The organism is Proteiniborus sp. MB09-C3, assembly GCF_030263895.1.
Taxonomy (GTDB): Bacteria; Bacillota; Clostridia; order Tissierellales; family Proteiniboraceae; genus Proteiniborus.
Genome location: NZ_CP127161.1, coordinates 1,908,028 through 1,930,611, shown reverse-complemented (window position 1 = coordinate 1,930,611; position 22,584 = coordinate 1,908,028). Strand labels below are relative to the sequence as shown.

24 protein-coding genes, 1 tRNA gene and 1 pseudogene are annotated in these 22,584 nt (G+C 31.7%); 5 read left to right on the top strand and 21 right to left on the bottom strand.

Going from position 1 to position 22,584, the window contains the following annotated elements; all coding sequences use genetic code 11:
- Positions 1–21: 21 nt before the first annotated feature.
- From QO263_RS09275 to QO263_RS09260, 4 genes are all read right to left on the bottom strand, one after another.
- Positions 22–1,212: a glycine C-acetyltransferase gene (locus QO263_RS09275; protein WP_285629135.1), complete on the bottom strand. Its 1,191-nt coding sequence runs from the start codon at positions 1,210–1,212 to the stop codon at positions 22–24.
- 174 nt (positions 1,213–1,386) lie between these two features.
- On the bottom strand, positions 1,387–2,502 hold the full coding sequence (gene queG, locus QO263_RS09270; protein ID WP_285629133.1) for a tRNA epoxyqueuosine(34) reductase QueG: 1,116 nt from the start codon (positions 2,500–2,502) through the stop codon (positions 1,387–1,389).
- Positions 2,503–2,513: 11 nt separating this feature from the next.
- The gene (lepB, locus tag QO263_RS09265; RefSeq protein ID WP_285629131.1) at positions 2,514–3,077 is read right to left on the bottom strand and encodes a signal peptidase I; all 564 of its coding nucleotides are present in this window, start codon (positions 3,075–3,077) and stop codon (positions 2,514–2,516) included.
- Between the two features lie 172 nt (positions 3,078–3,249).
- A complete protein-coding gene (locus QO263_RS09260) occupies positions 3,250–3,777 on the bottom strand; it encodes a TIM barrel protein (protein ID WP_285629264.1) in 528 nt (175 codons plus the stop codon).
- Positions 3,778–3,995: 218 nt separating this feature from the next.
- On the opposite strand from QO263_RS09260, the gene QO263_RS09255 reads away from it, so the two are divergent.
- The 3 genes from QO263_RS09255 (at position 3,996) to QO263_RS09245 (ending at position 6,894) form a co-directional block, all read left to right on the top strand.
- Positions 3,996–5,411, top strand: a complete 1,416-nt coding sequence (locus tag QO263_RS09255) for an aminotransferase class V-fold PLP-dependent enzyme (RefSeq protein ID WP_285629130.1) — start codon at positions 3,996–3,998, stop codon at positions 5,409–5,411.
- Positions 5,412–5,475: 64 nt separating this feature from the next.
- A complete protein-coding gene (rodA, locus tag QO263_RS09250) occupies positions 5,476–6,588 on the top strand; it encodes a rod shape-determining protein RodA (RefSeq protein ID WP_285629128.1) in 1,113 nt (370 codons plus the stop codon).
- 81 nt (positions 6,589–6,669) lie between these two features.
- A complete protein-coding gene (locus QO263_RS09245; protein ID WP_285629126.1) occupies positions 6,670–6,894 on the top strand; it encodes a YgaP family membrane protein in 225 nt (74 codons plus the stop codon).
- A 28-nt stretch (positions 6,895–6,922) separates the two neighbouring features.
- On the opposite strand, the gene QO263_RS09240 is transcribed toward QO263_RS09245, so the two are convergent.
- The 5 genes from QO263_RS09240 to QO263_RS09220 all read right to left on the bottom strand — a co-directional run bounded on the left by QO263_RS09240 (position 6,923) and on the right by QO263_RS09220 (position 11,608).
- Positions 6,923–7,378, bottom strand: a complete 456-nt coding sequence (locus QO263_RS09240; protein ID WP_285629124.1) for an NUDIX domain-containing protein — start codon at positions 7,376–7,378, stop codon at positions 6,923–6,925.
- Positions 7,379–7,445: 67 nt separating this feature from the next.
- On the bottom strand, positions 7,446–8,363 hold the full coding sequence (gene glsA, locus QO263_RS09235; RefSeq protein WP_285629121.1) for a glutaminase A: 918 nt from the start codon (positions 8,361–8,363) through the stop codon (positions 7,446–7,448).
- Between the two features lie 17 nt (positions 8,364–8,380).
- Positions 8,381–10,015 carry a nucleoside kinase gene (locus QO263_RS09230; RefSeq protein ID WP_285629262.1) on the bottom strand — a complete coding sequence of 545 codons (1,635 nt, stop codon included), beginning with the start codon at positions 10,013–10,015 and terminating at the stop codon, positions 8,381–8,383.
- Positions 10,016–10,160: 145 nt separating this feature from the next.
- A complete protein-coding gene (locus QO263_RS09225; protein WP_285629120.1) occupies positions 10,161–10,595 on the bottom strand; it encodes a CBS domain-containing protein in 435 nt (144 codons plus the stop codon).
- A gap of 38 nt (positions 10,596–10,633) precedes the next feature.
- A complete protein-coding gene (locus QO263_RS09220; protein ID WP_285629116.1) occupies positions 10,634–11,608 on the bottom strand; it encodes an RluA family pseudouridine synthase in 975 nt (324 codons plus the stop codon).
- 184 nt (positions 11,609–11,792) lie between these two features.
- On the opposite strand from QO263_RS09220, the gene QO263_RS09215 reads away from it, so the two are divergent.
- Positions 11,793–12,356 (top strand): MltG/YceG/YrrL family protein, encoded by a 564-nt coding sequence (locus QO263_RS09215; protein ID WP_285629114.1) that lies wholly within the window; start codon positions 11,793–11,795, stop codon positions 12,354–12,356.
- A gap of 119 nt (positions 12,357–12,475) precedes the next feature.
- Here QO263_RS09215 and QO263_RS09210 read toward each other — a convergent pair whose 3' ends face one another.
- The 4 genes from QO263_RS09210 to QO263_RS09195 all read right to left on the bottom strand — a co-directional run bounded on the left by QO263_RS09210 (position 12,476) and on the right by QO263_RS09195 (position 15,391).
- Positions 12,476–13,036, bottom strand: a complete 561-nt coding sequence (locus QO263_RS09210) for a DUF6648 family protein (RefSeq protein ID WP_285629260.1) — start codon at positions 13,034–13,036, stop codon at positions 12,476–12,478.
- 68 nt (positions 13,037–13,104) lie between these two features.
- Positions 13,105–13,839 (bottom strand): pseudouridine synthase, encoded by a 735-nt coding sequence (locus QO263_RS09205; RefSeq protein WP_285629112.1) that lies wholly within the window; start codon positions 13,837–13,839, stop codon positions 13,105–13,107.
- Positions 13,840–13,863: 24 nt separating this feature from the next.
- On the bottom strand, positions 13,864–15,228 hold the full coding sequence (locus QO263_RS09200; RefSeq protein WP_285629111.1) for an RsmF rRNA methyltransferase first C-terminal domain-containing protein: 1,365 nt from the start codon (positions 15,226–15,228) through the stop codon (positions 13,864–13,866).
- Positions 15,229–15,315: 87 nt separating this feature from the next.
- A tRNA-Val gene (locus QO263_RS09195) sits at positions 15,316–15,391 on the bottom strand.
- 132 nt (positions 15,392–15,523) lie between these two features.
- On the opposite strand from QO263_RS09195, the gene QO263_RS09190 reads away from it, so the two are divergent.
- Positions 15,524–15,697, top strand: a complete 174-nt coding sequence (locus QO263_RS09190; RefSeq protein ID WP_285629110.1) for a DUF1540 domain-containing protein — start codon at positions 15,524–15,526, stop codon at positions 15,695–15,697.
- 29 nt (positions 15,698–15,726) lie between these two features.
- Here the strand turns inward: QO263_RS09190 and trmB are convergent, their stop codons facing one another.
- The 8 genes and pseudogenes from trmB to QO263_RS09150 form a co-directional block, all read right to left on the bottom strand.
- On the bottom strand, positions 15,727–16,365 hold the full coding sequence (gene trmB / locus QO263_RS09185) for a tRNA (guanosine(46)-N7)-methyltransferase TrmB (RefSeq protein WP_285629109.1): 639 nt from the start codon (positions 16,363–16,365) through the stop codon (positions 15,727–15,729).
- Positions 16,366–16,477: 112 nt separating this feature from the next.
- Complete coding sequence (gene mnmL / locus QO263_RS09180) at positions 16,478–17,437, bottom strand: tRNA modification radical SAM protein MnmL/YtqA (protein ID WP_285629107.1); 960 nt, start codon at positions 17,435–17,437, stop codon at positions 16,478–16,480.
- A 212-nt stretch (positions 17,438–17,649) separates the two neighbouring features.
- Complete coding sequence (locus QO263_RS09175) at positions 17,650–17,841, bottom strand: hypothetical protein (RefSeq protein ID WP_285629105.1); 192 nt, start codon at positions 17,839–17,841, stop codon at positions 17,650–17,652.
- 34 nt (positions 17,842–17,875) lie between these two features.
- A pseudogene (locus QO263_RS09170) lies at positions 17,876–18,403 on the bottom strand (oligopeptide/dipeptide ABC transporter ATP-binding protein); the annotation flags it as partial.
- Between the two features lie 217 nt (positions 18,404–18,620).
- Complete coding sequence (locus QO263_RS09165) at positions 18,621–18,800, bottom strand: hypothetical protein (protein ID WP_285629103.1); 180 nt, start codon at positions 18,798–18,800, stop codon at positions 18,621–18,623.
- A 56-nt stretch (positions 18,801–18,856) separates the two neighbouring features.
- Positions 18,857–19,132, bottom strand: a complete 276-nt coding sequence (locus tag QO263_RS09160; protein WP_285629101.1) for a helix-turn-helix domain-containing protein — start codon at positions 19,130–19,132, stop codon at positions 18,857–18,859.
- A gap of 166 nt (positions 19,133–19,298) precedes the next feature.
- A complete protein-coding gene (locus QO263_RS09155) occupies positions 19,299–20,885 on the bottom strand; it encodes an ATP-binding cassette domain-containing protein (RefSeq protein WP_285629099.1) in 1,587 nt (528 codons plus the stop codon).
- Complete coding sequence (locus tag QO263_RS09150) at positions 20,872–22,470, bottom strand: ATP-binding cassette domain-containing protein (protein WP_285629097.1); 1,599 nt, start codon at positions 22,468–22,470, stop codon at positions 20,872–20,874. The genes QO263_RS09155 and QO263_RS09150 overlap by 14 nt, the downstream gene beginning before the upstream one ends.
- Positions 22,471–22,584: the final 114 nt, after the last annotated feature.

Genomic DNA, 22,584 nt, shown 5'->3' with positions numbered 1-22,584 from the left:
CAGAATCGAATATTCTGACTTCTACTTAAGTATGTTCATTTCCTTGCCGACTTTTTCAAAGGCTGCAACTGCTCTATCTAGTTGCTCTTCTGTATGACCAGCAGTAACCATACATCTAAGTCTTCCTGTTCCCTTTGGTACAGTTGGGAATACAATGCCTGATACAAAGACACCATTTTCAAATAGCTTTCTGCTAAATTCCATAGTTTTAGCTTCATCACCTATTATTACTGGTGTTATTGGTGTTTCACTATGTCCAGTATTAAATCCTAGTGCTCCAAGTTTTTGTTTAAAGTATTTTGCATTTTTCCAAAGTCTATCTGTATACTCTGTTGTTTCCATCAACATGGTAATAGCTTCTATAATAGCTCCTGCTGATGCTGGTGTTAGAGAAGTACTAAATAGTATTGGTCTTCCTCTATGGTTTAACCATTCTTGCATAGTCTTACTACCTGCTACATATCCTCCAACTACGCCTATTGCCTTTGAAAGTGTTCCAATAGTAAAGTCAACTCTACCATGAAGTCCAAAATGGTCAACTGTTCCTCTTCCGCTTTCGCCTAAAACACCTGAACCATGAGCATCGTCAACATAAGTCATAGCTTCATATTTTTCAGCTAATTCAACTATTTCTGGAAGCTTCGCTATATCTCCATCCATACTAAATACACCATCTGTGATAATAAGTATGTTTCTATATTTATCTCTGTTCTCCTTCAATACCTGCTCTAAGCTATCCATATCAGCATGCTTATAAATAGCTTTGTCGGCTCTACTTAATCTTGAGCCATCTATAATACTAGCATGATTTAATTCGTCTGAAATAATAATGTCGCCTTTTTCTGTAACGGCTTGTATAGTTCCTGCATTACAGTTGAAGCCTGACTGATAAACCATTGCTGCTTCTTCTCTTTTGAATTTTGCAAGCAGTTCTTCTAATTCTTCATGAATAGCCATATTACCTATAATAGTTCTAACTGCTCCTGCTCCTGCTCCATATTTTTCTATAGCTTCTATTGATGCCTTTTTTAATCTAGGATGGTTCGCAAATCCTAAATAGTTGTTGGATGAAAGGTTAATTACTTTCTTACCATTTAGTATAACTTCTGCTTCATTCGCCCCTTCTAATACAGGCAGCTTTCTGTAAACACCTTGATCCTTTAACTCTTGTATTTTTTCTTTTAAAAATACTAAATCGTGAATATTGCTCATTTTATACCCTCCCTAATTTTTTGTGGATTTTTAAATACAATTGCAATACACACTCTTTGATATTTCAATTGTATTTCTCGATAAAAAAGTATATACATCATGATATAAAAATTACTACATAAAAATCAAATTTCCTCTATTTAAGTCTTTTTTTTAACAAGTATTTTTAAAATACTATATTTCCTGTATTTCAATTAAATTTTTCATTTCATCATATGTCTCAGCAGCCTTCTCCTTTAAGAGCCTTTCTTGCACCAGTCTTATCCCAATTTCTTTGTCAATTCTAATAAGTGCCCAGGCTGCATATTCTCTAATCATTGGACTTTCATCATTTAGCGCTTCTCTCAGTAATCCTACACAGCTTTTATCCCCTGTATTGGCTAATGCTATTATGGCATTTCTCTTTAAAATATTTTTTCCCCTCCAAGCTCCTGACATCACTCCATAATTTTCTTTAAATTTCTTATTTGAAATAGTCATGATTTCTTCAATATCAATAATTCCATTGGTTATTATAGGAATAAATTCCTCTGTATTACCTTTTCTTATTTCCTTATTCTTAGGGCAAACCTGCTGACATGTGTCACATCCATAAAGCTTTGTCTCCATTTTTTTTCTTAAATCATAGGGTATTCTATCCTTGGTTTGAGTCAAATATGAAATACATCTTTTAGTATTAATAACATACCCTTCTTGTATTGCTCCAGCAGGACAGGATTTTATGCACAGCCTACAGTTACCACACTTCTCTTCGGTTTTTTCGTCCTCTTCTAACTCTAAATCTGTCAATATATATCCCAAGAATATAAATGAACCAAAATCGTCATTTATTATCGAGCAATTTTTACCGTACCAGCCTATTCCAGCCTTCTTTGCAATATTTCTATCTATTAATGGCGATGTATCTACACAAATAGTGTATTTAAAATCTATAACATTTCTAATTTTCTTTACTAGTATTTCCATTTTAGTTCTTAAAACTCTATGATAATCCTCTCCCCATGAAGATTTAGATAATAATCCATACCACTTTATGCCTTTAGGGGATGATATCTTATATTCAATATTATATGAAATACCTATGGCTATGATTGTCCTACTTTCTGGTAGCAAAAGAGAAGGATCTATTCTTGCAATAATGTCCTTTTCTTCAAATTCTGTATCATATCCTTTTTCTCTTCTTTCTTTTAAAACGCTGACCATATCCTCTAATCTTTCTGCTTTTGTAAATCCTATTATGTCAATACCAGCCTTCTTGGATTGGTCTATAATATATTGTTTTAAGTTCATTTTTTTGTTCCTCACTCATTTGTATTATCTCCATAGTGTACTGCTAAGCTTTTAATCCCACCTATTGGCCAAACTTTTGTTATTGCCTTTCCTTTAATATTCTTAATTGGCACAAATCCAAATACTCTGCTATCATTGCTATTGTCTCTATTGTCTCCTAGTACATATACATATCCTTCTGGAACTTTCCCTTCTAGGAGCTTAAACTCTTTTTTATAAGATTTATTGATATTTATATAATCCTCAGTAATGACTGTATCATTTAAGTATAATATATTATCCTTTATTTCAAAATAGTCTCCTGATATTGCAATTACTCTCTTAATAAAGAGTTCATTTTCTCTGCCATCAATAGGAGGGCTGAAGATAATTACATCTCCTCTTAATGGGCTTTCAAAAAAATACGATATCTTGTTTACTAATATTCTATCATTATCTTTAATAGTATTCATCATTGATTCACCGCTTACTACTGTAAGTCCTATTATATAGCTTTCTATAAATAAAAATAATGACAATAATAATATAAATATCTTGCTTATTTTAATTATATTATAAAAAAATCCCTTAGTCATTTTTACACTTCCTATCTATGTTAATAATTTCTAAGACACTGTATAGTTAGTATTATTGCTATTTTTTGATTTTTTATAGCCTTTCACTTACTTATACAGAAATCTTTGTAAATTATTATTCATAAATAGGTTAAAAAATTCTAAAAAACCTCCTTTAGGAGGTTTGATATCATTAGCCGTTTTTAAGTATATTTTTTATAGCTTCTATTTCTCTTTTATGTCCTTCAGGTTCATGTGGAGTTTCTAAGAAAAAAGGCAAATGTTTTAACTGAGGATGTTTTATGACATTTATTAGGGCATCTATTCCTATGGTTCCTTCTCCTATTCCTGCATGTCTGTCCTTCTTGCTGCCAAGCTCCTTCATACTATCGTTTAAATGTATTGCTTTTATTCTCTCTATGCCATATTCAACCCCTTTTCCTGTATGGCTTCCTGGGTGGAAATTATACAATGAACATGGAATAATTTCAAGTCTTTGTAAATCATCCTTAAATGCCCTTTTAGCAAAATCCCATGTATCTTCCTTATATGATGCCATATTTAGCGTATAAGGTGCATGAGCTAAAAGGGGGCCAAAGCTGTTTTCCTTCATTATTTTCTTTAATTCTTCAATATCCTCTATATCAAGCTCTTTAGCATTTCCTCCTCTTGGGTTTCTGGTAAAAAACTGAAATGTATTAGCATTTATACTTAATGCCATTTCCCCTGCCTTTGTAAAGCCTTGAGATATAGATAAATGGCTTCCTATATACACATCATCACTCCTCTTTATATAATGAGCTTACACTAACACTAAGCATTATTATACCCTCATTATTCAGTTACAACCAATGCCATCAATTTTAATTGTGTCATTAGTATAATAAATAACATAATTTGATATTGTAACCCATTATTAAATATTTAGGAGGACCGGCTATGCTTTTTAAAAATAAGCTTTCTATAGATAATATTAGAAAAAATATTATAGGTATAAATAAAAAAGTAATCCTTAGAAATGGTAAAAGCACAAACTATATTTACTTTGACAATGCTGCCAGTACTCCCGCCTTAATTCCTGTATTAGAGAAAGTAAGTGAATTTCTAGAATGGTATTCAAGTATTCATAGAGGTGCAGGATACAAATCAGTAATATCAACGCGTACATACGATGATTCCAGAAAAATAGTTGCTGATTTTTTAAATGCTGATTTTGAAAAAAATGCTGTAATATATGTAAAAAACTCTACTGAGGCTATAAATAAGCTATCCTATAGACTGCAGCTAGATAAAAACGATATAGTTATTAGTTCTCTCATGGAACATCATTCAAATGATTTGCCTTGGAGAAATAAATGCAATACTCTATTTATAAATTTACTTAAAGACGGCAGCCTAGATTTGAATGATTTAGAAAAAAAGCTAAATGCTCATAAGGGAAGAATAAAGCTTGTGACTGTTACTGGATGTTCTAATGTTACTGGTTATATCAATGACATACATTATATTGCACGCCTAAGTCATAAATATGGAGCTAAGATACTAGTCGATGCCGCTCAGCTAGCACCTCACCGTGCTATAAATATGAAAGGTAATAGGACTGATGAGCACTTAGATTTTGTAGTATTATCTGGTCACAAATTATATGCGCCCTTTGGCACTGGAGTACTGGTAGGCCCAAAGACTACTTTTCAAAACGGAGAGCCTGAATATACAGGAGGAGGCACTATAATAAGCGTTTCTCAAAATAATGTATATTATGCTGCTCCTCCTGAAAGAGAAGAAGCAGGATCTCCTAATATAGTCGGTGCAGTTGCATTAGCTGAATCGATAAAAATCATAAACGAAATAGGTATGGATAATATCAAGGATCATGAAATAATGTTGACTAAGTATTTTTTGGAAAACATAAAGAAAATATCAGAAATACAAATCTATTCAAACACTAATGAAGCTTTAATTCCAGATACAGCAGGAGTAATATCCTTCAATATACCAGATTTGCATCATTCACTTTTAGCAGCACTACTATCTTATGAAGGAGGTATAGGAGTAAGAAATGGATGTTTCTGTGCCCACCCCTATATCCATAGATTATTGAATCTCTCTCCTACAGAAATTCGTAAAATTCAGCAGGATATGATGTTTGGAAGGCTTGAGGATGTACCAGGTCTTGTAAGAGTAAGCTTTGGTATGTATAATACAATCCAAGAAATTGACATATTTATGGAAGTGTTAAGCTATATAATGAAAAACAAAAAAGATATTTGTAGTGAATATAAGTATATTAGCTCTGCTGGTAGATATGAGCCAAAAAATCTTCCTAAAAACATTTACTCTGAGTTTACATTGTGATTTATATTTGGAATATGGTATAATCTTAGTAGTCTAGTAATAGAAAAGAGAGGGTTATTTATACATGTCAAACAAACGAAAAGGCTTTTGGAAAAGATTTGACTTCACGCTTTTTTTTACTGTAATACTTCTAGGCATATATGGTCTAATTGTACTTTCTAGTGCAACTGCTGGAGAAGGAAGCATGAGTTATTTAAAGACACAAGGTATTGCATTTGTACTAGGATTAATTGCTATTGCTATTTTAGTCTTCATAGGCTACGAGACATTTGGTAAGTTCTACATGGTTATATATGTCTTTTCTAACCTATTACTTATTGCTGTTTTATTTTTAGGGGTAGAGGATAAGGGTGCTCAGAGCTGGATTAAGTTGGGTTCTTTTAGTTTTCAACCATCTGAATTTGTTAAAATAGGAGTAATTATTTCCGTTGCAAAATTTATTGAAAAGAATCATGAAAAAATAAATCAGATTTTTACTCTTTTAAAGGTTCTTATTTTTGCTTTTATACCAGTAGGACTAATATTATTACAGCCTGATTTCGGAACAGCTATTGTTTTTGTTTTCTTTATATTTGTTATGCTATTTGTAGCAGGTATAGATTGGAAATATATATTATATGCAGCCATAGCTGGTATTGTAAGTCTTCCTATCCTATGGTTTTCTTTTGACATTTACCAGAAAAATAGAATCTTTGATTTCTTAGATCCAAGTCGTGATGCTCTGGGGTCAGGATATCAAGTTATTCAATCCAAAATTGCTATAGGCTCTGGGCAAATCTTTGGTATGGGATTATATAATGGAAATTATACTCAATTTGGTTTTTTGCCAGAAAAGCATACTGATTTTATTTTTTCCGTTATTGGTGAAGAGCTTGGGTTAATTGGAGGATTGGCATTGATTATCCTATACTTTATAATGATGTATAGATTAATAAAGATAGCTAAGAATTCAAAGGATATTTATGGCTCTGTTATGGTTGTTGGAATAGCTGCCATGATGATGTTCCACATTTTAGAAAACATTGGTATGACTATGGGATTAATGCCTGTTACAGGTATTCCATTGCCATTTATAAGCAATGGCGGTACTTTTCTTCTCTCAAATATGATTTGTATCGGTCTGGTTTTAAGTGTGGGAATGAAAAGAGAGGGACTTAGCTTTTCAAGGGATGCTTAATTTAGCATCTCTTTTTTATATTAATAATATTGTTTATTATATGGAAGACTATTTTTATAATAAACTAAGGCGGTGTTAATCTTGAGAGATAAAAAAAATGTAGGAGACATTGATGCAACCCTTAGATTAAGCGGTGGATTTACTTTATTAGGTACAGGTATAGTAAAGAAATCAACTTTAATGATAGTAGCCGGCTCTATGATGGTAGCTGAGGGTATAACTAGATTTTGTCCTATACTATATTTACTAGGACTGTCAACTTATGATGAAAGTGTTAACATAAAGATTAGCAAGGAATTTTATTGAAAAAACAGTCACCTAGGTGACTGTTTTTTCAATATTTTGATTTAATATAATCTAAAACCACACTATACATATTTTTGTCTAATACATCCTGTGGAAGCTCATCAAATAACTTTACTAGTTCTGCTTCGCACCACTCGGGCCTAGTCTCAAAACTGACAGCCTTGCCAAAATAAATGGCTCTCTTTATAATGTCAGTATCCCTCATAGTAATATAGAATCCTATTGGAAAAGCATTTTCCAAAATAGCACCAGCCTTTTCGAAGGCTTCTCTCTTTATGCATTCTAATGTAGCTTCATTGTTTTCTTTTTTCCCAGAAGGAAATTCCCATACTTTTTTCTTAGAGTCAAATATCATAACCAAATTGTCGTTATAAAATATAAAAATAATACTTTCATCTAAATCTTCAAGCTCTGAAATAACTTCATTCTCAAAATAGATTTCAACATCTTCATCAGTACCATTAACTACTATATTTTCACTCATCTTATCACCTACTAAACAACTGTTATATAATATCTTATGAGTGATTTGTCATTAATGGTACATCGGACTAAAAGAAACTCAAGTCCAATTCCTCAGATAAATCCTTTAATAAGCCATATCCTGCTATGGAATTTCCCTTTTCATCTAATGCAGGGCTGAAAACTCCTATACCCATTCTAAGGGGAACTGCTGCCATTATTCCACCACCGACTCCACTTTTTGCAGGTATTCCTACATTAATCGCAAATTCTCCTGAGGCATTATACATTCCGCAGGTCACCATAAAAGTCTTTATGGTTTTTGCTACTTTTTCTTCTGCTATTCTCTCTCCTGTCTCAAGAACTACACCGTTATTTGCTAAAAACAATCCTATCCTGGCAACATCTACACAATCCACTTCGATTGAACATTGCCTGAAATAAACATCTAACACATCCTCTACATCTCCATCAATAATTCCTACATCCTTCATAAAATACGCTAATGCTCTGTTTCTATTTCCTGTTTCTTTTTCTGATAAATATACTTCCTTGTTAATACCTAATTTTTCATTTTGACATATCTTCCTAAAAAGGGCTAATAGCCTATTAAATTTTTCTTCGGGTCCTTCTCCTTTTATTAATGAAGCTACTGCAATAGCTCCTGCATTAATCATAGGGTTTAATGGCTTAGAAGGAGAAATTATCTCAAGCTTAACAATAGAATTAAAGGCATCTCCTGTTGGCTCCATTCCAACCTTATTAAATACCTTCTCAGTTCCATTGTCTATGATAGCAAGCATAAGAGAAATTGTCTTTGATATACTTTGTAATGTAAACTTCTGACCATAATCTCCTGCTAAATGAAGCTTTCCTTTCATATCAGCTATACATATGCCTAGATATTCAGGATTTACCCTTTCCAATGCAGGTATATAACTAGCTACTTTGCCTTTACTTGTTAAGTGTCTATTTTTTTCAATAATCTTACTTAACAAATCATTCATTGACCCCTTTCCCCCTTTTAAAAACAGCTCCCTCCTATAAATTCTCTAATTATTGAAGTAGAAGGTATTGGCTGCTCATCATAAATGTCTACAAAATAACTTAAGAATCTTAATAATCTCTTGCTTTCTTTATAATGTACGCTGGTCTTATCAATTTCCTGTAGTAGAGGCACAGCGTATTTTTTTAGGACAGACAAATCGTATACTAAAGATGAATTGAACATAATATCTGCTTCCTCTTGAAATGGAAAAATGTTCTTTTCTTCACCTCTTCTTACTGAATCCCATCGTTCTAATGTTGTTTCTGCGCTATATCCTCTATATTTATAATCTCTGACCATTCTTCTAATAAGTCTTGTATCTGTAGTATGAATTCTATTATGGGAGTCGAGATTCAACTGGGTTAATGCACTTATATAGATTTTAAACTTATTATTTTGAGGTATAGAAGCTGTAAGTCTATCGTTTAAGCAATGAATCCCCTCAATTATAATTGGATGCTCTTCATCTATCTGTATCTTTTTCCCGTTGTATTCTCTTTTGCCTAAAACAAAGTTAAATGTAGGAATCTCTACTTCTTCACCAGCTAATAGCTTTGATAAATCTCTATTAAAAAGCTCTAAATCTACTGCTTCAATTGACTCGAAATCGTACTCTCCATTCTCATCAAGTGGAGTATCCTCTCTATTCACAAAATAATCATCTACGGAAATAGAAATAGGTTTTTTCCCATTTACCTTAAGCTGAATACTCAATCTTTCAGCAAAAGTAGTTTTACCCGAAGATGAAGGACCAGCTATAAGTATTATTTTAATATCATCATTTTCACATATTTTATCAGCAATATTAGCAATCTTTTTTTCATGTAATGATTCTGATATTCTGATCATTTCGCTCATCAATCCATCTTTTATTTTATCATTCAATGCTCCTACATAACCTACATCTAGTATATCTCCCCACTTTTCAGATTCCCTGAAAATTTTAAATAGCTTCTGATGTTCTTCAAATTCTGGAACCTTAAAGCCTTGTTTTCTTAGAGGGTACTGAAGTACAATTCCAGGTTTATAATACACTAAATTAAATTTATTAATATAGCTTGTAGAAGGAGCTAAGTATCCATAATATGTGTCATATAAATCATCTACACTATATATATGGATTTTTGTTTTTGAAACATGATTTAAAAGTCTTATCTTATCTTGCATATTCTGTCTTGAGAATATTTCTTTAGCCTTATTTATATCTATTTCTTCCCTGTGTATTTTGTAATCTGATTTTATTATTTCATTCATTCTTTTCATTATCTTAATTGTATCATCTGAAGTAAGTGCTTCTTCTTTATGTATTTCTGAATATATACCTTTGCTTAATGAATGTTCTATTGTCACTTCACAATTATCAAATATATCTTTACATGCCTTAACAAATATAAAACAAAGTGTTCGTGTATAGATTCTTTGCCCATCTTTATCGCTCATATCTATTAATCTAATATTGCAGCTTTCCTCTATTTTATATTCTAAATGCTTAACCTCATTGTTTATAATAGCGCCTAAATATTTTTTATAATCATTTTTAAATATCTTCTTTGCTAAATCTAGTAGTCTTATATCTTTGTCTATATCTACAGTACCATAGCCTTCTATCATTACTTTAATCTTTTCTGCACTCAAAAAAAGACCCCTCTCTTAACATATTTAATTCTTTATCTAATCCTATTCTATATCACTTATCCCCCATTTTTCAAGAGGTCCCATAAAATAAGTAAGTTCCTGCAGGGCAGGAACTTATATTTTACATCAGCGTGCCGTTTTGTTCTGAGATGCTAGACAATGCATCTCCAGCCTCATTTACATAAATATCTCTTATTGCAAGGTCTCCTATGGAGACGATTCCTATTACTTCACTATTCTCAACTACTGGAAGCCTTCTAATTTGATTTTTAGCCATAACCCTAGCTGCTTCATGAACTCCAGTATCTGGACCTATTGTAACTGGATTTGTAGACATTACTTGGCTTACTGGCATATTGGAGTCTCCTCCAGAAGTAAGTCCTCTAATAACCATGTCTCTGTCCGTAATCATTCCTACAAGCTTATTTGACTCGTTACACACTGGAATTGAGCCTACGTTCAATTTTCTCATATGCTCTGCTACTTCTTGAATAGTGCAGCTTTCACTAACTGTTTTGACATCCTTTGTCATAATATCTTTAATCTTCAAAACCATCATCCTCCTTAATATTTTCATGTTTAGGATATGTAATTTTAAAGATTTTTAAACAATTTCTCATCAATATTTGCAAGCTGTTCGTCAAGCTCTGCAATTAACTCCTTATTGTTAAGGTAAGATAATTCTTCTGGAAGTCCATTAAAAATAATTTTATAAGCATGTAAATACTGGTTTATTAGGCTAAACTCATTCTTAAACTTTTTGTTTATTTCCATATCTCCATACTTTAAATCACCTACTACCGGATGACCTATAGAGGCTAAATGAACCCTTATCTGGTGAGTTCTGCCAGTAATCAAATCAATTTCAACAAGACTATATTTACCATTGGTATACATAGGCTTCACCATTGTATTTATATCCTTTGAACCTTCTATGTTTTTCCTAGTTATATGTACTTTATTTTCTTCTTCATCTTTTATAAGAAATCCTTTAAGCTCTATTTCTTTGTCTATTTTCCCCTTTACTAAAGCTATATAATATTTTTTTATGTGTCCTTCTCGAATAGCCTCATTAATCAGCTTAAGAGATGTAAAGTTTTTAGCGCCAATAACAAGACCGCTAGTATTTCTATCAAGCCTGTTGCATATTGAAGGAGTAAATGTCTTTTCCAGCCTTGGTACATATTCTTTTTTTTCATAGAGATAACTAATTAAGCTATCCACAACATTATTCTCATGGGCTTTTCCTGTTCCATGTGATAACATGCCTTTTGGCTTGTTTATTAGAACAATATTATCATCTTCATAGATAATATTTAATTTTTTACCTTTACTAATTTCCTTTGGCTTTAAAGTAAATTTATCAATGGTTTCATCTGAAAAATATAACTGTATTGCATCTCCTTCTTTAATAACATCCTCTGGCTGTGCCTTATTTCCATTAAGCTTAATATTCTTCTTCCTTAGCATCTTATATATAAAGCCTAAAGAGGCATTAGGTAAGTACTTCTTTAAAAATCTATCTAGCCTCTGATCATGTTCATTTTTATCTATTAATATCTCCTTCATTAATTAAACTCTCCTTTTTTCTGTTACATATTAGACTGTGATTCCATTATATCCAACTATTTATGAAAATAAAACAGTTTAATATTTATACTTATAATCTCAAATATTGGCACCTAAGATTATTGAAAACTATATACTATGTGTGATATTATTTAATTAGTACTAAATAGTGGAGGTATACATAATGAAAAACTTTGTGGAAAAGATGAAAGACTTTTTGTATGATGCCACAGATTATGTGTTGATATTAGTTATAATAGTAGGTGTTGTAGCTGTTATAGGATGGAGGCTAGATATATTATTTGCCAAAGATATGGACAAGTCTGTTGCAGATCATGATAAAGCTCCAATAACTGATGCGCCGTCAAATAACGATAATAATCATAATGATGATGAGAATGCAGCAAAAAACGACACAGATGACAACGACTCTGAGGATTCTGTTGATAATAGCTCTGAAGCTAAAGATAATCAGGAATCAAATAATAATGGCTCAGAATCCGATAATAAAGATGAAAATACAGATGCAGAAACTAACACAGATGAAATAATCACTTTTAAAATCCCTAGTGGCTCATTTCCTCCTGCTATTGCAAATATTTTGCTCGAGAAGGGGCTTATAGATAATAAAATGGATTTCTTAATAAAATCTCAAGAGCTTAAGCTTGATACAAAGCTTAAATCTGGGGAATTTAATATTAAAAAAGGAACTAGCTTAGAGGAGATAATAAGAATATTAGCAAAATAAGGATTATATTGTGTAGGCGAGTAGCCATACTCTTTGATTCTGTGCAAATCGCTTATGCAGTAGCTTAAATAAAAAAGATAGGATGCTATTTATCCTATCTTTTTTATTTAAGCAATTTATTAATATTTTTCATTGATATAGCCGTCAATCAATGAAGTTTTTTTCTTCTCCAAAAATACTCCTTCTTCTCTAAGAATTTTTATAAGCCATTTACTTTTAGAGTGGAATATTGCATATTCATAATCTAAAAGCACAATTTCATAGAGTTTATCCTTTAGATAAATTGATTCAACTTTAATAAAATATGCTTCAACATTTTTAAATTCTAGAAATCTCAGTAATTGTAATGTGGCCTTATCTTTTTCATTATAATAATAATTTGCCTTATATCTACAGGATTTATATTGCCTTATAAAATTGGGATCATTTTTAATATCAGCTGAAAGCATATTGTAATATTTTGCTAGTACATTGTTGTATTGATAGTTGTATATACCCTTTTCAAAACTATCTACCTTTGAAAAAGGCTTAAGTTTTATTCTCTGTACAAATTCAAAATTTCCCTCTAGAAATTCTCTTTTCGATATGTCTCCGTTTTTGTACTGGATTATCAGAGAGTCTCTATGCTCAAAAAATCTGTCAAAAATACTCTGTCTTTTAAACTGTTTCAATAATAACACCCTATCTAATCTTGTATTCACTTAATCTATTATATCACAAAAAATTAAATCTTCTATGGAAAAAGAAACTACTCAGACAATCCTTTTCTTTCAATAAGTAATATTTCTTCTTTTGTTAATTCTCTATATGCACCAAGACCTAAGCTTTCATCTAATCTTAGTCCACCAATAGCCATTCTTTTTAAATAAACAACTTTTTTCCCAACTGCTAAAAACATTCTTTTTACTTGATGAAATTTACCTTCTTCAATTGTTAGATATATTTTAGAAAAATTATCAGAAGCCATAATTTCTAGTTTGGCTGGAAGTGTTTTATATCCATCATCAAGTATTACTCCTTCATTAAACAACAGTTTATCTTCCTCCGTCACTACTCCTTCTACTTCAGCATAATATACCTTTTCAACATGTTTTTTAGGAGACAAAACACGATGAGATAATTGTCCATCGTTAGTAAGTACCATGAGACCTTCTGTATCCTTATCCAGTCTTCCAACTGGGAAAGGATTGAATGCCTTATACTCCTCAGAAATTAAATCAATTACTGTTTTATCTCTAAAATCATCTGTAGAAGAAATTATTCCTTGAGGCTTATTCATCATCAAGTAGATAAACTCTCTATACTCTACAGTTTTTCCTTCTATCTTTATCACTGAGCTGTAAGGGTCTATCTTAATTGAGCTATCTGAAACCACTTTCCCATTGATTTCTATGCTGCCAGACTTAACTAAGCCCTTCACATCTTTTCGGCTTCCGTACCCTAAATTAGAAAGAATTTTATCTAATCTTTCTTTTTTTTGCATATGAGCACCTCCCACATACAGTCTTTATAACATTCTCCACTGACTTCTATAGTAGTTTTTAAGGCTGCCTTGAATTTGTTTACCCCATCCTACTGGATATCCATCTATGCACACTAGCTTCCATCCCTTTTCTCCATCTAATAAAAGCGTCTCGCCTTTTAAATACTTAATTGCCTCAATACTTTCACTTGAAATGTCTACATAGCTAACTACTTCTTCTTTTTTTAATGCCATTGCAAGGGCCTGGCTAGGTTCAAACCTGTTCTTTAGAAACTCTCCTATATATAGGCCAGTATTTACTACATTTATGCCAGTAAGCTCCGGTATGTCACATGGTATAGCATATAATCTATTTCCTACCCTATGAAGTCTATCTTTAAAATCAATTATTAAATTTTCTTCTTCAAATCTTAGATATTCATCTAAATCTTTTTTATTTAAACTAAATGATTTAAAAGAGGCAGTTAGAGGATTATCCTTTTTCCTTAGCAGTGCAACAAAATGCCCTTCACCATTAAGCTTATGAGGCCATGCTCTTCCTGCCTTTATTAATTCACTATTGGCCTGAATCCATTGAGGTCTTCCTACGTCTAATCCTTCTATGCCTTCTATATTTTCGATTTCAAATTCAGGAAACTTCTTTAGAAACCAGTCTATTGTGCCTTCATTTTCCTCTGGTGAAAATGTACATGTGGAATATACAAGCCTTCCACCTGGCTTTAATAATTTAGGTATCCATTGTAAAATATCTTTTTGCATATTGCAGCATTCATTAACAGAGAATTCACTCCAGCTTCGAGTAGCCTTAGGATCTCTTCTAAACATTCCTTCACCTGAACAAGGTGCATCTACTAATATCTTGTCAAAATATTCTTCAAAGTTTGATGCTAGTTTCCTTGGCTCTTCATTTGTAACTATAGAATTCTTAATTCCAAAAATCTCTATATTCTTAACCAATGCTTTTGTACGTTTTGGACTAATATCGTTTGCTACAAGTACTCCTTCACCTTGGAGTTTTGCACCTATCTGAGTTGATTTTCCTCCTGGAGCTGCACTAATATCTAAGACCTTATCACCGGGCCTAGGATCCAATACTTCTACTGGTATCATGGCACTTGGCTCCTGAATATAATATAGCCCACAATGGTAATGAGGATGCTTTCCTGGTCTATCTTGTTCCTCATAATTTATATTGTAAAAGCCTTCTTCTATCCAGGGTATTGGCTTAAGATCAAAAGGTGTAATTCTTAAATATTCTTCTACTGATGCTTTTATTGTATTTATTCTAATACCTTTATAATGATCATTATCATATGTAGAGATAAATTGATTATATTCATCCCCCAACAGCTTTTCCATTTTCTCTGTAAAAGCTAAAGGTAGCTTCATTTTTTCACCCCATTGTTTTTTATATCTATAAGACAACGAAAGCACTCACTATGGAGTGCTGTATATCGGTTTATATACTTGTATAAATGGTGGGGAGTATAGGACTCGAACCTACGACTTCCACCATGTCAAGGTGATACTCTACCAGCTGAGTTAACTCCCCATAATAGATATCATACATATTTTTTATATATTTTTCAACTGTTTTATTTAAATTATTCAAATGAATGAATATTTCCTCTGCTTTTTCACACAATAATGATTGAGGTAATACTAAAATAAGGAGGTATGATCAATGCGTATTGAAAAAACAGATAAAAATTTAGATGGAGTTAAATGTGTAGTTAACACTTGCCACTACCATTCACAGGGAGACTACTGCCAAGCTTCAAAAATTGAGATACAACCAAGAAACGCAAGTTCAACTGAAGAAACAGATTGCGCAACTTTCACTCCAACAATGAAATAGTATTACTCCTTAGGCAGAATTTTTTCTGCCTATTTATTATTTTGCGCCGATAATCTATATATGTTTTTCCCCTGAGCGATAAATTTTTCTTCGTATTCAGTCTTTATTGTATCAACATTTTCTTCTCTATAAAGATTCAATGACACATCTTTCACAGTATACCCCATCTCAAGCATTTCATTTAAGGAAAACTCAAAGAGTTCTTCTCCATCAGTTTTAAAATGTATTTCACCATTTGAATTTAGTATCTTCTTGTATTTGACTAAAAAGTTTCTATGAATAAGTCTTCTGCTGCTATGCCTCTTTTTAGGCCAAGGATCGCAAAAGTTTATATAAAACCTCTCTATTTCACCTTCATCAAAAATAGAATCAATATCATTAATATCATGCCATAAATATTTTATATTGTCTAAATCTTTATCTATTGATTTTCTCACTGCCTCTAAAAGAATTTCTTCTTTTATTTCTATTCCTATAAAAAATGTATCTCTGTGTTTTTCTGCAAGACTGTTAATAAATTGCCCTCTACCAGTTCCAAGCTCAACATGTATTTTTTTATTCCCAGCAACATCCTTCCAATTTCCTTTATGTTCTTCTGGGTTTAGTATTAGCATATTATCCAATTTTAACAATTCATCTTTAGCACCTGACTTTTTTCTTCTTCTCATAACTACTATTTCCTCCATTGCTTTATAAATAACTTTCCTATTAAAACATGAGATTCTTCAGCTTCGCTTCAGAATGACAAATTTTTCGGCTTTGCCTTAAAAAGACATTAAGCTATTTATCGAATTTTTTAAGGGCTTTTCCATTAAGATAATCAAATTTCTTACCCTGATATGTTTTCATTTGAGCCATTTTTTCAAGGATTTCGTCTTTTATTTTCCACCAGCTTGTATTCCAATTAACAAAAAGAGTGTTTTCCTCTGGTGCTCTTCCAATGACTCTTTGAATCACTGTATTAGGATGTAGGTACTCAAGAAATGCTATTGCTCTATCTATGTATTCATCCTTAGACAATAAAATAATCTCACTGTCTTTATACATTCTTTCAAGTACTGTATTTTCAACTATATATAGTGAATGTAGCTTTACCTGTTCTATTGATAATGCAGATAGTATTTTAGCACACTCAATAGCATCCTCCATGGTATCCCATGGTAAATCTAATATAACGTGAGCACATATATCAAAGCCATAGGGTTTGATTCTTAATGCAGCATCAATAAACTCTGCTAGAGAATGTCCTCTATTAATTATTTTTAAAGTATGATAATTCACAGTCTGCAATCCAAGCTCAAAGCTTATATTAATATTGTTCTCTTCCCTTATAATTGAAAGAAACTCTAAATATGAATCTGATATGCAATCTGGCCTAGTTGAAATGCTTATCTCTACAATATCTTCTAAAATTGCATCCTTAACATACCTCTTAAAGGCCTCCAAGTCCATATATGTATTAGAGAAATTCTGAAAGTAAGCTATGAATTTTTCTGCCTTATATTTTTTTCTAATATATTTCTTGTTTTCTAAAAGTTGATCTCGTACTGATATAGTATTAGAGAGATTTTCATAGCCTGCTCCATCTTCGCCACAAAAAACACAGCCTCCATATCCAACACAGCCATCTCTGTTTGGACATGTAAGCGGAAGATTTATAGGCAATTTATACACTTTTGTACCGTATTTTTCTTTTAGATAATCAGAATATACCCTATAATAATTTTTTTCTTCCATCATTATCTCCTTTTTATAATTATTGCACCCATTAGGCAACTCTGCAATAGTAAGCAGTCTCGAAACACAAATTTATTTGCTCACTGCCGCTCACATAAATTTGGTTCTCGTTGCGTTTGACCTACCAGCGATTTCCTGATAAAAATGTTCAGGAAATCGGGTTAGGTCATAAAGCAAGGAGGGTTGCCCCCCCTATTTATATATTTGACTTTAATTTAGTTTAACCAAAGACTCATAATTAACATCACTACAAAAAATGATATTATCAAAAGTAACACGTAGGGGAATAAAACCTGAAAAAATGCTATGGTAAATGCTAAAATATCTTTCCAATCAAAATCTAAATCTTCGTCTATACCTTGATTAGAAGATTTCTTAGAATGCTGCTTAAAATGTTTCTTAAGCATGATTATCCCTCCGTTAAACTGATTATAGCAAAAGTCATTTTAGATGACAAGCAGCAAAATGATCCGTAGCTACTTCCTTAAACTCTGGTGATACCTCCTTGCACTTATCCATTACATATGGACATCTAGTATGAAAACGGCAGCCACTAGGTGGTTTGGCCGGACTCGGTATATCCCCTTTTAATATAATCCTGCTCTTCTTTAATGTTGGATCTGGAATAGGAATAGCTGATAGGAGTGCCTGTGTATAAGGATGAAGTGGATGAGAATATAATTCTTCCTTTGGAGCCAATTCTGCCATACTTCCTAAATACATAACTCCTATTCGATCACTTATATGTTTAACTACACTTAAGTCATGAGATATAAACAAATATGTTAAGCCCATTTCATCTTGTAAATCCATAAGTAAATTGATAACTTGCGATTGTATAGACACATCCAATGCCGAAACAGGTTCATCACATACTATGAACTCTGGGTTTAGTGCCAGTGCTCTTGCAATGCCTATTCCCTGCCTTTGTCCACCACTATGAGCTTTCTGGCTCTGTTTGTGGTGATGAAACTTACATCAGGGTTAATGGTAAATGGCATTATATTTTCTTTTTCTTTGATGTCTATTAGGTTATTGGGCTTACTAATGAAGATCCTGTTTCTAAAGAACTTCGTCCATTAAAGCAGATTATTGAAAGACTTAATCGTACTTTTAAAGGGTTTTATGTAAATGGCTCAGTTTAAGTAGGAATGGTGCCTCACTTTAGCTGGACTAGTGGCTCATTTTATAGAAGAATACTTAGATTTAATACAGCCTTGTTCTTTAGATACTCTAGTTCAAGGCTTAGAAAGGTGGCTACTTCTAATATGCTTTCTTCTGCAGCTCCAAGCTTGCCTTGGCATAAAAATACTACCCCTTTCTTTATTACAAGGATAGTATTTTTCTTAAAATTATTTTTGTTCATATTTAGTTAATAGTTCTTAACTGTCCCAATTTGTATTCTAACACTTTCATAAACGTCTATTTTTTCTGTTCTTCTTTTAATAGGTTTTCTATCTCTTCAGGAGTTAGAATATTCTTTTCTTCATAGTGCTTATTCATTATCTTTTCAACATTGAGAACCGTAGGCTCAACTAGTTTAATACCTGTTTCTGAAATAAAGGAATCTATAGAATCTCTCGTGAAATAGTACTCACCATCAATAGATATAAATTCAATTTTTCCTTTGTCAGACCACTCAGTCACTGTTTGTGTACCTACTCCAAGAATTTTAGATACTTCTTTAAGTGTTAACATATTCATCTCCTTTCACATTAATTCATATTGTCTAAAGCTTTAATTAACCGAAATTAAAATCATTTACTTTAAATGTGGCAATATCGAATAATCTATCTTTTATTTCCTTATATGAGGCCCATGAAGTTATTATACTAATACGTAATATCTTTTGTAACTAGCCAAATCACTGAATAGTAAATGAGATTTCTTTATCAAAAAAACCTTCTGATGCTTTTCTATGACTGATAAGAATTATTGTAATCTCTTTAAACCTATTGATTATATTATTCAAGATCCTTATTTCCATTTCTTCATCCAAAGCTGAGAGGGATTCATCGATAAGTAATACTTTTGGTTCCCTAATCAAACTTTGAGCTAAATTTATTCTTGACTTTTCACCACCAGAAAGTTTGTCATTGTTAATGCAACCTGACTTATTATGCTCATATATATCTTGAATTTCACATACCTTCACAACATCATCAATGGGACTATCAGTACTTAATTTAATAGCTTCTTCGAAAGGTAGATTGAAAACTCGATTATCTTGAAATGTAATCCCAATGACTTTTCTCAAATCTGTTAAATTGAGCATCCGAAAATCAATATCATTTATTTCTATGGTTCCTTCATAGTTCTTAATGAATCCACAAAGTATATTGAAGAATGTAGACTTGCCACAACCGCTGGCTCCACTAATTAAGATCTTGTCCCCTTTATTGACAATCAAATCTTCAAATTTTATTGAAGTATTGTCATCAAGGGTGACCATTAAATCTTTGATTTTAAGCTTCTTAAAATCTGTTATCGAAACGGAACCTGATTTTTCTGGTTCAATTTCACACAAATCACTTAGACTTTTCATATATGGCTTTGAGGAGATCATTTGGAGTATCAGAGAATGAATATCCTGCAATGCCGCTAAGATTATAGGAATGTATAAATACACTGATACAATATTCCCTACTGAAGTGAAGCTATGTCCTGAGAGCTTGATTATCACAGTAACAGCGAGAATTGGAGTAATGTTAGAAATGAAGTTAATTAAATTGCCGGATATATTTTGTATAAGACTATTCTTGATTACGTTATCATTAAGCTTATATTGATTTTCATCAATCTTTCCAACGAAATACTCTTCTTTGTTTTTCGACTTTATATTTCTAATCAATTTTATATATTCAACAATTGAGGAACTTAAATTTTGAGAACTAAGCAAAAATTGCTGCTGATAGTACTGAACTTTTTTCTTTATTTTGTTTACTATAACCATGTTTATAATGAAAACAATCAATATTATCGTGCTTGCGTATAAATCTATAGAGATTAAAACTGCAAAATATATCAGTAATTTTATTACGCGATATATCATATTAATGAATGCGTCATAATACATACATATATATGAGGTGCTAAGATTAATATCTGTCCATAATTTGCTTGAATCTTTTTTAAGGAACAATTGGACATAATCTGCTGAAAATACCTTAGATAGTGTATTATCAATAAAATTGGTACACCCTTTCCAGTAAGTAACGGTTTTTAGTACTGATAATATAATGTTTAGTAGGAATAATGATATTGACGCTATTAGAAATAAAATCATATTCCTATTCAATTCTGAACTATTTGCCGCTGCTATGACTTTGTCTAAGATGCTTTCTATTAATGAAATGTTTTTTACTGAAAGTACCCCTACAGAAACAGTTACTAAAAATAAGAGTATATTGTTTATGATATTGTTTTTTAAATAAATTCTAGCATTTTTCAATAGACACACTCCCTTCTTCAAAACTTATGGTTCTGTCGAAGTACTTTTCTAAGGATAAATTATGACTTATACAAATAATAGTAGATTCCTTATATTTTTTTTGAATCGCCCGCATAATTAAATCTACATTGCACTCATCTAAACTGGAAAAAGACTCATCTATAAGGACAACATCAGGATTTCTTATAAGGTTTTGTGCCAGACTTATCCTTGATTTCTCACCACCTGATAGTTGGTTCTTGTTGATAACAGAATTAGAGTCATTTTTTAGCTTGTCTAATCGGCATAAATTTAGAATACTTTCAAATTCTACTTTGCTGCCCAAGGTAATATTATCTTCTAGACTAAGTGAAAATAAGCCATTATTTTGAAATGATATTCCGAACACATTTCTTATTGATTTGATATCATATTCTTTCAAATTAACGGCATTTACAGAAATGGTCCCCTCGTAGCTTTTTATGAAACCCAATAGAATGTTAAAAAATGAAGATTTACCTATCCCGCTTTTTCCTACTATCAGCACTTTTTCTCCTTTTTTCACTATCATATCAGGTATTTTTAGTTCCCTTGCATTATCAAGCTGAACAGTCAGGTTTTCTGTCTGTAAGACTTCAAATTCCTTAATTATTCGATTACCTGTTAATTCAGTATCTAAATCATATATTTCCTTATAAGTAAGCAGGTAGGGTTTGCATTCAAAGTAATCTCTAAAAATACTATATAGATTAGAGAAACTATACAAGAACATAGGTATAAAAATAAATAATATTAAAATTTCAGCACTACTTAAGGTATTGTTTTTAAGGAAAAATATATATGTATATATGACTAGTAACGGTGCCAGACTAATTATGAAATTAACTATGCTATCAAAGTAGGAGTAAAAAGATGTATATATAGTTGTATTCTTTTTTAGTGATAGTTGCTCATTGAGAATTTTACGTTTAAACAAGTCATACTCATTTTTTACCTTTATGTTTTTAATATTGCCAAAAGCATCTAAAACTCTACTTGTCCTATTTTTTGAGTGGTCAAAAAATCTTGTCTGATAATGTGTGATCTTTTGCTTAATCCCTATAGTACAAAGAATAATCAAAGGTGTTAATAATATGCATAGAATCAATACAGTTGAATCTATCTGGGCTATAATACTTCCATATGCAATTAGAATGATTACTGAAGAAACTATTTTAATTATTGAAGTGTAGTATTTTGAAATTGAATTACAGCTCATGGTAGCTTTACTCAGAAGTAGATTTGAATTTTGATTTAATGTATATACATCTTCACCGTAGAATACCTTTTTCATAAAGAAATTCAATAAATTACTGATGCCCTTTTGAAGTAATTTGACCTCAATTAAATTCGATAAAATATTGATGCCGAGCAACAGAAAGTATAAGAATATTAAGATAGCGACAATATTAAAGTCGAAGCTCAATGTACCACCAGTGATTTCCTTAAAGAACGAATCCAATTTATCGTATATTACAAAGTTAAGGTAACTGATTAGTAGTGTAAATAGCAGAAGAGTAATCACTTTTGTTCTGTTAGCTTTTAAGTATATTTTAAATGTTTGCACAGACGCCCTCCTTTACCTCCCTTATTTTAGTAGAATTTTTTTGCAAGCTCATCTTTTATGAAATAGCAACTATATTATGTGAATAAGCTATTTGTAATTGCAATATATATGTAT